The 9089-nt window shown below is 30.6% G+C and carries 12 protein-coding genes; 1 reads left to right on the top strand and 11 read right to left on the bottom strand.

Annotated elements, in window-relative coordinates:
* Nucleotides 1-1109: penicillin-binding transpeptidase domain-containing protein (locus VK998_RS09335; protein WP_325227862.1), on the top strand; the 1109-nt coding region annotated here is incomplete at its 5' end.
* A 23-nt stretch (nucleotides 1110-1132) separates the two neighbouring features.
* Here the strand turns inward: VK998_RS09335 and spoVAE are convergent.
* The 11 genes from spoVAE to VK998_RS09280 form a co-directional block, all read right to left on the bottom strand.
* The gene (gene spoVAE, locus VK998_RS09330) at nucleotides 1133-1489 is read right to left on the bottom strand and encodes a stage V sporulation protein AE (RefSeq protein ID WP_325227861.1); all 357 of its coding nucleotides are present in this window, start codon (nucleotides 1487-1489) and stop codon (nucleotides 1133-1135) included.
* A 14-nt stretch (nucleotides 1490-1503) separates the two neighbouring features.
* Nucleotides 1504-2523 (bottom strand): stage V sporulation protein AD, encoded by a 1020-nt coding sequence (gene spoVAD / locus VK998_RS09325; protein ID WP_325227860.1) that lies wholly within the window; start codon nucleotides 2521-2523, stop codon nucleotides 1504-1506.
* 4 nt (nucleotides 2524-2527) lie between these two features.
* The gene (spoVAC, locus tag VK998_RS09320; RefSeq protein ID WP_325227859.1) at nucleotides 2528-2977 is read right to left on the bottom strand and encodes a stage V sporulation protein AC; all 450 of its coding nucleotides are present in this window, start codon (nucleotides 2975-2977) and stop codon (nucleotides 2528-2530) included.
* A gap of 13 nt (nucleotides 2978-2990) precedes the next feature.
* The gene (locus tag VK998_RS09315; protein ID WP_325227858.1) at nucleotides 2991-3386 is read right to left on the bottom strand and encodes a stage V sporulation protein AB; all 396 of its coding nucleotides are present in this window, start codon (nucleotides 3384-3386) and stop codon (nucleotides 2991-2993) included.
* Nucleotides 3387-3430: 44 nt separating this feature from the next.
* Nucleotides 3431-4063, bottom strand: coding sequence for a stage V sporulation protein AA (locus VK998_RS09310; RefSeq protein ID WP_325227857.1), 633 nt, complete (start codon nucleotides 4061-4063; stop codon nucleotides 3431-3433).
* Nucleotides 4047-4223: a hypothetical protein gene (locus tag VK998_RS09305; RefSeq protein ID WP_325227856.1), complete on the bottom strand. Its 177-nt coding sequence runs from the start codon at nucleotides 4221-4223 to the stop codon at nucleotides 4047-4049. Before VK998_RS09305 ends, VK998_RS09310 begins: the two co-directional genes overlap by 17 nt.
* A gap of 70 nt (nucleotides 4224-4293) precedes the next feature.
* On the bottom strand, nucleotides 4294-5052 hold the full coding sequence (gene sigF, locus VK998_RS09300) for an RNA polymerase sporulation sigma factor SigF (RefSeq protein WP_325227855.1): 759 nt from the start codon (nucleotides 5050-5052) through the stop codon (nucleotides 4294-4296).
* Between the two features lie 5 nt (nucleotides 5053-5057).
* The gene (gene spoIIAB / locus VK998_RS09295; RefSeq protein ID WP_475513934.1) at nucleotides 5058-5495 is read right to left on the bottom strand and encodes an anti-sigma F factor; all 438 of its coding nucleotides are present in this window, start codon (nucleotides 5493-5495) and stop codon (nucleotides 5058-5060) included.
* A gap of 15 nt (nucleotides 5496-5510) precedes the next feature.
* Nucleotides 5511-5843, bottom strand: coding sequence for an anti-sigma F factor antagonist (spoIIAA, locus tag VK998_RS09290; protein WP_325227853.1), 333 nt, complete (start codon nucleotides 5841-5843; stop codon nucleotides 5511-5513).
* A gap of 135 nt (nucleotides 5844-5978) precedes the next feature.
* A complete protein-coding gene (locus VK998_RS09285; RefSeq protein ID WP_325227852.1) occupies nucleotides 5979-6824 on the bottom strand; it encodes a bifunctional 5,10-methylenetetrahydrofolate dehydrogenase/5,10-methenyltetrahydrofolate cyclohydrolase in 846 nt (281 codons plus the stop codon).
* A gap of 159 nt (nucleotides 6825-6983) precedes the next feature.
* Nucleotides 6984-8669, bottom strand: coding sequence for a Na+/H+ antiporter NhaC family protein (locus VK998_RS09280; RefSeq protein ID WP_325227851.1), 1686 nt, complete (start codon nucleotides 8667-8669; stop codon nucleotides 6984-6986).
* Nucleotides 8670-9089: the final 420 nt, after the last annotated feature.

The following is a 9089-nucleotide window of genomic DNA, read 5'->3' as shown; positions in this document are numbered from 1 at the left end:
GTGTTAATACTTCTATGGAATATTTAAGCAAAATGGGAATTATAAATACTGAAAATCCTTCTAAAGATAATTTTGTCACATCTGGAGAAAATAATGTCAACAACGATGAAAATCTCTCTGCTTTAGGATTAGGTGGTATGACAAAAGGTTTAAGTCCTCTGGATATGACTGCGGCTTATGGGTCTATTGCAAATAGCGGTACCTATATTAAACCTATTTCCTTTACAAAGATTTTAGATAAAGATGACAATGTGCTATTAGACAACACACCAAAGGAAAATACTGTTGTTTCTCCACAAGTAGCCTATATTATGTCTGATATATTAAGAACAACTGTATCTAATGGTATTGCGGGAAGAGCACAAGTACCAAATATGCCTACAGCAGGTAAAACTGGTACAACTCAAGACAAAGCTGATGCTTGGTTTATAGGATTTACTCCTTATTATGTTACTGGATTATGGATAGGTAATGATTCTCCACAAATAAAATTAAATCAAGGTAGTGCAATGGCTGCTCAATTATGGAAAATTATCATGACAAAAGTTCATGAAGGATTAGAAACAAAACAATTTGAACAGCCAAGTAATATTGTTTCCGTTAATATCTGTACTCAATCTGGCAAATTACCTACAGAACTATGTAAACATGACCCAAGAGGCAGTACTATAAGAAGGGAAATATTTGTACAAGGTACCCAACCATCAGAATTCTGTGAAACACATGTAGAATTAGAAATTGACACTACTACTAACAAAATTGCTAATGAATATTGTCCTGAGGAAAGTGTAGAAAAAAAAGTCTTTATAAAAAGGGATCCACCTTATGATCCAGAGAAAAATGGAGGAATAACACCATCAGATTATCAGTACACAGCGCCCACAGAAATATGTGATGAACATGATCAGGAGAATTGGATTAGTGATTGGTTAAATGATTTGATAAATAATGGTGATGACAAAGATGATAATGATCATAATGATGATAATGACTATGACGACGATGATGATGAAGATGATAATGAGGAAAATCACCATAATAATGGGTCTAACGGTAATGGTAACAACAACAATAATAATATAGATAATAATAGCAATAATGACAATTAAAAGGAGCTAATTTTTAGCTCCTTTTAATTTTTTGTTTTTGGATTTGAAACAATAGCCATTATATATCCAAATACTATAGCTGCTGCAATTCCTCCTGCTGTTGCTTCTAATCCTCCTATAAAAGCGCCCAGAATTCCTTTTGTTTTTGCTCCTTTAATAGCACCTTTGCTTAAAGCATAACCAAATCCAGATATCGGCACGGTAGCACCTGCCTCCCCAAACTTAACTAACGGTTCATATAATCCCAAAGCACCTAAAACTACTCCTCCTACTAAAAAAATAACTAAAATATGAGCAGGAGTTAACTTAGTAGTATCCAAAAGTATTTGTCCAATTACACATATTAATCCTCCTACTAAAAAGACCTTTAAATATTCCATCTATATCATCCTCTCTATTGTGCAAGATTATCTATAGTTACAGCATGTGCTATCCCTGGTATTGACTCTCCTTGCAGGGTTGATATTGGTGAATGCAATGCTCCTGTAGCAATTAATAGTACTCTATTTAAGTTTCCCTTCACCATTTCCTTATAAATATAGCCGTTCAAAACAACAGCAGCACAACCACAACCACTTCCACCTGCATGAGTGTCTTGTGCTACCCCATCAAATATTTTAATTCCACAATCCGAATAATTTTCAGTAAGATCGTATCCTTCTTTTTTCATCAATTCTAATAATATTTTCTTCCCAACTAATGCTAAATCCCCAGTGATTATTAAATCATAATCATTAGGATTATATCCAGTATCCTTAAAATGTTGAGAAATAGTATCAATTGCCGCAGGTGCCATAGCACCACCCATATTATTAACATCAATTACTCCAAAATCTTTAATCTTCCCAGTAGTAATATAGGTAATATAAGGACCATTACCAGTAGAAGATAATACTGTAGCGCCAGCTCCTGTTACTGTCCATTGTGAAGAAAAAGGTCTTTGGGCACCATACTCTAAAGGAAACCTATATTGTCTTTCTGCAGAGCTAAAGTGGCTAGATGTAGCACATACAACATTGCTTGCAAACCCACCATCTATTATCATAGCGCCTAAACTTATAGATTCCGTCATTGTAGAACAAGCTCCATATAAACCAAAGTAAGGTATCTCTAATTGTCTTGCAGTATAGGAAGAAGAGATTATCTGATTTAATAAATCTCCTGAAAACAGATATTCTATTTCATTAGGAGATAGATTAGCATTTGAAATAGCTAATTTAATAGCCTCTTCTTGAATTTTGGCTTCTGCCTTCTCAAATGACTCTTGCCCCCACATATCATCTTCTAAAATAAGATCATAATAGTCTTTTAAAGGTCCTGCTCCTTCTTTTGGTCCAACGATAGAAGAAGTCCCTAAAATAGATGGTGGGTTAGATAACTTTACTGTTTGTAATCCAATGCGTTTTATCGACATAATCTCACCTTCCTTTTGAAAGTATTAAGTATAATATCCCTACTAGAACTGAACTACCGACTCCGTATACTAACACAGGTCCAGCAATACTAAACATTCTAGCAGCCACACCAAAAATAAAACCTTCTCTCTTAAATTCCATAGCTGGAGAAACAATTGAGTTAGCAAATCCAGTTATAGGTATAGCTGCTCCTGCTCCACCTTTCTTTCCTATCTCGTCATAAATTCCTAGACCAGTTAAAAATGAACCTAAAAAAATTAATAATATTGAAGTTCCGGAGGTCACAGCCGTTTCATCAAATCCATATCTAAATAACATATTTCTGATAATTTGACCTAGTACACATATTAATCCTCCAGTAATAAATGCATATATAATGTTTTTTAAATAAGTGGGCTTTGGCACCTTTTTTTCAGCAAATTCTTGGTACTCTTTGTTTGTCATATTTTCCATATCTTTTCCACTCCTATTTATTTATAAAAATTAACCAATAATATAAAGCACCCGTCACTTTTCCTAATATTAATGCAGCAATAATATATTGTAGCTCGTGTTTTGCTTTGAATTTCTTTGCAAATACTGGTATAACATTTAACACTTCTGCTAAAGCAGAAGCAAATAATCCAAAAAATATACCCATAGTTATTCCAATTGGTATGGATAAAAACTTGCTAATATTTAAATTAAAGTCTGAAAAATATATAAAACTTGCAGAAGTAGCTCCCAACATAATGGTATATTCATATAGCTTAACCTGATTTCTTGTTTCAGTTATCTGTGCCATTCTTGGAACAACTTTAAGTAAAGTTATAAAAGCAGCAGCTGCACTGCCTATTGTAATTCCAGCAGAAGCTCCAATCAAAGAAATTAAAATCGCTTTCCCATTTCTTCCACCACCTTATTATGTTATGAGTTTTCATTCTTTTTTAAATCATTTAGTATATTCTCTTCTATATCTTTGTCATAAAGATATAGTTCCAGTTCCATAGGCCCTGGTTCTTGCCTCCTTCGTTTACTAAAGCTAAATATCCTACTAAAAAATGCAAACATACCTAATCCAGTTCCAAAAGATAATGGAATAGTAAAAATTAAAGGATTTTCTTTATTTACTCCTGTGATTGTAAAATACACTTTTTCCATTGATTTACTCATATTTACATCTTCATAAAAATTAATAATAGCAGCTGCGGCACCAAAAAATAGTACTACCATAACTAAAGCAATTTTTAAAAAGTTATAGAAACTATTAGACTGTTCCTTCCCTTTTATTTCTAATAATATATCAGGCCCTCCTATTATTGTAATATCTATACCATTTATAAATTCTAATATTTTAGTTGTTATCTCATTGATTGATAAATAATCATACATCTCTTTGTCTTTTCCATTATATATTCTTATTTTTTCTACCTTTTGTTTAATCCCATCATTGTTACAATACACTTGACCAATATCTTCTACATATACATGGGCATTTAAATCTGTTGAATATTTAGTTTTAAGATTAATATAAACTTGCTCTTTATCGATAAATATCACCCTTTAATATGAAAGTACTTACAAACTTTGCTTTTTTAGGCACTTCTCTATTGGTTCCTAGTTCTCTATACCATAAAAACCCCCAAACTAAAAATAATACTAAAAATAATATAATCATAATATTTCTTTTAGCTTTATGTATTTTTATTTTTTTATACATCTTATCACTCCATTCTACAATTATTATTCTCTTAAAAAAAATTTTAATTCAAAAAAATTAAGGCATAGTTTTATGCCTTAATTAACATTTTCTTCATCTCTTCTATTATTTTTTTTTCTATTCTAGATACTTGAACTTGTGATATACCTAATAATTCTGCTACTTCCACTTGAGTTTTATCTTTGAAGTATCGTAGAATAATTACTTGTCTATCCCTTTCTTTTAATTGAGATAACATTTCTTTTAAAATTATTCTTTCCAATATATCCTTTTCACTATCTTCTTCAATACTTATTTTGTCAATCAAATAAAGTGGATTTCCTTCGTTTTGATGAATAACATCATATAAATAATCTGGATGATATGATGATTCTAAAGCCATTACAATCTCCTCTTTATCTATATCTAATTCTTCAGAAATTTCCTGTATAGTTGGTTCTCTACCTAATACCTTTGAAAGTTTTTCTTGAGTATATTTTACTCTATTAGCAGTTTGTTTCAAAGATCTACTAACCTTAATAAGTCCATCATCTCGCAAGAATCTTTTTATTTCTCCAGCAATCATTGGAACTGCATAAGTTGAAAACTTTACATTATAGGAGATATCGAATTTATCTATTGCCTTTAATAGTCCAATACTACCAATTTGGAATAAATCGTCCATTTCATAACCTCTATTAGTAAACCCTCTTAAAACGCTTTTAATTAAACCAATATTATGCTTCACTAATTCATCTTTTGCCTTTTTATCTCCATTTTGTGCCTTTATAATCAATTCTATAGTTTCTTCATGAGTTAATAAAGCATTCTCCCTATTCCCTTTTTTCATAGTATCTACTCCCTATCTGAGAGGCTTTTAAAACTCTTTATCATTTTCACTTTTGTACCCTTATCTATATGACTTTCTACTGTTAACTCATCCATGAAGGTTTCCATAACTGTAAATCCCATACCAGATCTTTCTAAATCTGGTTTAGAAGTATAAAAAGGCTCCATGGCTTTATTTATATCTTCAATTCCCTTTCCATTGTCTTCAATAACAATCTCAATTTTACTATTTTCAATTATTGCTTCAACTATTACTGACCCTTCCCCATATTCATACCCATGTATAATTGCATTAGTGACCGCTTCAGAAACTGCAGTTTTAATATCTGATAATTCCTCTATTGTAGGATCTAGTTGAGAAGCAAAAGCAGCTACAACAACTCTAGCAAAAGATTCATTACTAGATTTACTTAAAAATTCTAATTTCATATAATTTCTCTCCATCATTTTATCATCCCCCTAATCCTTTATAGCTTCATCAACAGACGAATACATATTAATAATCTTTAGTAATCCAGACATTTTCAATATTCTACCTATATTCGAATTTGTACTAATAATCAAAACCTTTCCGTTTCTTTCTTTACAGTTTTTATATCTCCCCATTATTAAGCCTATACCTGAGCTATCCATAAAGCTTAAATCTCTTAAATCTAAGATGATATGTAATAAATTATTGTTATAATACTGCTGGTCTATTTTTTTCCTTATATCTTCAGATGTGTGGTGATCTAATTCACCTTTAAGCCTAACAATCAAATAGTTTTGTAAAATATCTATTGATAATTCCAATTTATCCCCTCCTTAAAGATATCCCTTATATAATTCTATTAATGTTTCTTTTTCTCCTTCATAGAAAAACCACTAATTTTGTTGTAAAAAGAAAAAAAGAGTCTTAAAAAAATTTAAGACTCTTTTTTTCTTTTTTTAAATATTTTTACATGCTAAAACTACTTGACTTAATAATATAGAAGTAGTAACGCTACCTACTCCACCAGGAACTGGTGTAATTTTATCCACTATAGGTGAAAGTTTTTCGTAATCCGCATCTCCGCTTAATTTTCCGTTTTCATCTAAACTAACACCTACATCAATTACAATAGAGTTTTCATTGAAATATTTTTCACCAAAAAATTTCGCTTTACCTAACGCCACAACTACTACATCTGCCTTATTTGTCATATCTTCTAAACTTTGAGTTCTAGAGTGACAAATTGTGACTGTGGCGTTCTCTTTTAATAACATCATAGCCAGAGGTTTCCCTACTACCATACTTCTATTTACAACTACTACATTTTTACCTTCTAAAGGTATATCATAATGCTTTAAAATTTCCATTGCTGCTTTTGGAGTACATGGTGCAAAACCATCCATATCTCCTTCAAAAATTCTTTCCAAATTTAAAGGATGCATACAATCCACATCTTTCAATGGACTAATTGTATTTCTTATAATTTCTTCGTCAATATGTTTTGGTAATGGCCTGAAAACTAATATTCCTGATATATTATCATCTTCATTCAAATCTTCAATTAATTTTATCAATTCTTCTGTTTTAATCTCAGCATCTCTTTCAAAAACTTTTGATTCGATACCTATCTTATCGCAATTCTTAATAATGCTTTTTTCATAAGAGATATCCCCTGGATTATCTCCTAGCCTAACAATTGCTAAAGTAGGTACTTTACTATGCTTAGCTAGCTCCTCAATATCTTTTTTCATCTTCTCCTTAATTTGAGTAGCTACAACATTACCTTTTAATATTTCTGCCATACTTTTGCCTCCTTAAAATATTATATTATTATAATTATGCTTTATATTGAAAATTTTATCATTTCTATTTCGAATTATTTACTATTTCATTAACGATTTCATTATATCATAAAAGACTAAATAAACAAGAAGCTGTTAGAAAATCTAACAGCTTTTGTTTTAGTTAGAGGCAGTTTCCTTTTTCAAGTCCTCTTCTTTAACAGATTTACCGAAATATCTAATAACTCCAATTATAATTGCTGTACCAATTAATAAAATGATTATTGGATGTGATGAGAAAAATCCTGCTAACAAATAAGATATTCCTGCTACAATAGAAACGGTAAGAGCATAGGGCATTTGAGTCTTAACATGGTCTAAATGATCTGCACCCGAAGCCATAGACGACATAATGGTGGTATCTGAAATAGGTGAGCAATGATCACCTAAAATAGCGCCTGACAAAACAGTACCTAATGTAACTGTCATCATATGTGGATCACCGCCATTTTGCACAAATGCATAAGACATTGGAACTGCCAATGGAATAACAATAGCCATAGTACCCCAAGCTGTTCCTGTAGAAAATGAAACTAATCCTGATAGTAAAAATACTATAATTGGTAATATAGCAAATGGTATTGCATCCGAAACTATTCCTACTAAGAATTCTGCTGTTCCTACATCACCAGTTACACTTCCCAAGGACCAAGCTAATACTAAAATCATACATGCTATTACCATGGACTTTGCACCATCAACCCAAGCATCAATCGCTTCACCAACTGAAAATATCTTTTGAGATAGACCCATTATTACTGCAACAATACTTGATACTATGGAAGCCCAAAGTAATACTATACTAGAATCAGCTTCTCCAAAACTGGCTCTCATACCTTCAATTGTAAAAGGATTGACCGTCTCTTCTAATAGAGTGTAACCATTATACCATAGACCTATAAAAGCTATGATTATTAAAGTAATAATTGGTATTATAGCATTAGATGCTTTCAATTTAATATCTTCTCGAATTTCCATCTTAGTAATTTCATCACTTGTCATTGGTTTAGCACCATCAGCAATTAATTTACCTGTAGTCCTTGCTCTTTTTTCTGCTTCATACATAGGTCCGAAATCTCTTTCCATAACTAATAGTACAAAAACAAATATTAATGCGTAAATGCAATAATAACTATAAGGAATAGTTTTCAAAAAAACTTCATAGTAATTTGCTTCAATACCTAAGCTTTGGTAGACATTTCTTATTAAACCTATCTCATAGCCAACCCAAGTTGAAATCAATGCTAAACCTACAACTGGTGCTGCAGTTGAGTCGATTATAAACGAAAACTTTTCTTTAGAAATTCTATTTTTATCCGTCAAAGGCCTCATAGTTGGTCCAACCACTAATGTATTTGCATAATCATCAAAAAATACGAACCACCCTAATAAATAGGTATATAGTTGAGCAGATCTAGGGCTTTTAACTTTTTTTCCTAATGCCTCTGCTACAGCTGCAGTTCCTCCCATTTTATTTACCACTCCAACCATCCCACCTATTGCTAATAAGAATATGATAATTGCTGCATTCCAAGAATCGGCCAAAGAACCTATTAGATAATTATCCATAGTTCTTAAAAATCCATAAAAAGGATTCCACCCATTTAACATAGTAGCTCCAACAAATACTCCTAAAAATAATGAAATTAATACTTGTTTTGTTACAAAAGCTAGTACAATTGCTAATAATGGTGGCAAAAGTGATAACCATCCAAAGTTAATAGCATTATCTTCTTCTGCAAAAACTGGAATAGCTAAAATTAAAATAAGTAATAAAATTAAAACTAAATTTTTAAACCTATACATATACATACCTCCCCTATAATTTATTTGTAAATACTTAAAAACAACCTCCTTTCTTTGATTATAATTGTGAAAAATTATTGTTTGTAAATAAAACAGTAGTATCAAAATATAATTATTGGTACTACTGTTTTAAGCATAATTAATATTGCTAATAAATTCACTTTTCATCATAATTTTATATTTAACTATAGTATAAATATTTTTAAAATTTATATTACCCATTATTTTGATACTTTGTTTGTTTTTAATATAATTTGTTTAAAGATTACTTATTTTTTATTATATTACATATTTAGTCTTCTATCAATGCTATTTTCTAAATTATTGTAATATTCCAAAATTTCTATATATAAATTTTCTATATTTATTTAGAACCTTATTAATATATTTATAATAAAGGCTCTACAAAATTTTTTGTAT

The sequence above is a fragment of the Schnuerera sp. genome, from assembly GCF_035459645.1.
Taxonomy (GTDB): domain Bacteria; phylum Bacillota; class Clostridia; order Tissierellales; family Tepidimicrobiaceae; genus Schnuerera.
Note: the sequence above shows the minus strand (reverse complement) of the source record. Positions and strands in the feature narration are given on the sequence as shown.

Coding starts and splice junctions, on each gene's coding strand:
- spoVAE (WP_325227861.1), bottom strand. CDS start 1,489: ATGGAATATTTAAAGGTCTTTTTAGTAGGAGGATTAATATGTGTAATT.
- spoVAD (WP_325227860.1), bottom strand. CDS start 2,523: ATGTCGATAAAACGCATTGGATTACAAACAGTAAAGTTATCTAACCCA.
- spoVAC (WP_325227859.1), bottom strand. CDS start 2,977: ATGGAAAATATGACAAACAAAGAGTACCAAGAATTTGCTGAAAAAAAG.
- VK998_RS09305 (WP_325227856.1), bottom strand. CDS start 4,223: ATGTATAAAAAAATAAAAATACATAAAGCTAAAAGAAATATTATGATT.
- sigF (WP_325227855.1), bottom strand. CDS start 5,052: ATGAAAAAAGGGAATAGGGAGAATGCTTTATTAACTCATGAAGAAACT.
- spoIIAB (WP_475513934.1), bottom strand. CDS start 5,495: ATGGAGAGAAATTATATGAAATTAGAATTTTTAAGTAAATCTAGTAAT.
- VK998_RS09285 (WP_325227852.1), bottom strand. CDS start 6,824: ATGGCAGAAATATTAAAAGGTAATGTTGTAGCTACTCAAATTAAGGAG.
- VK998_RS09280 (WP_325227851.1), bottom strand. CDS start 8,669: ATGTATAGGTTTAAAAATTTAGTTTTAATTTTATTACTTATTTTAATT.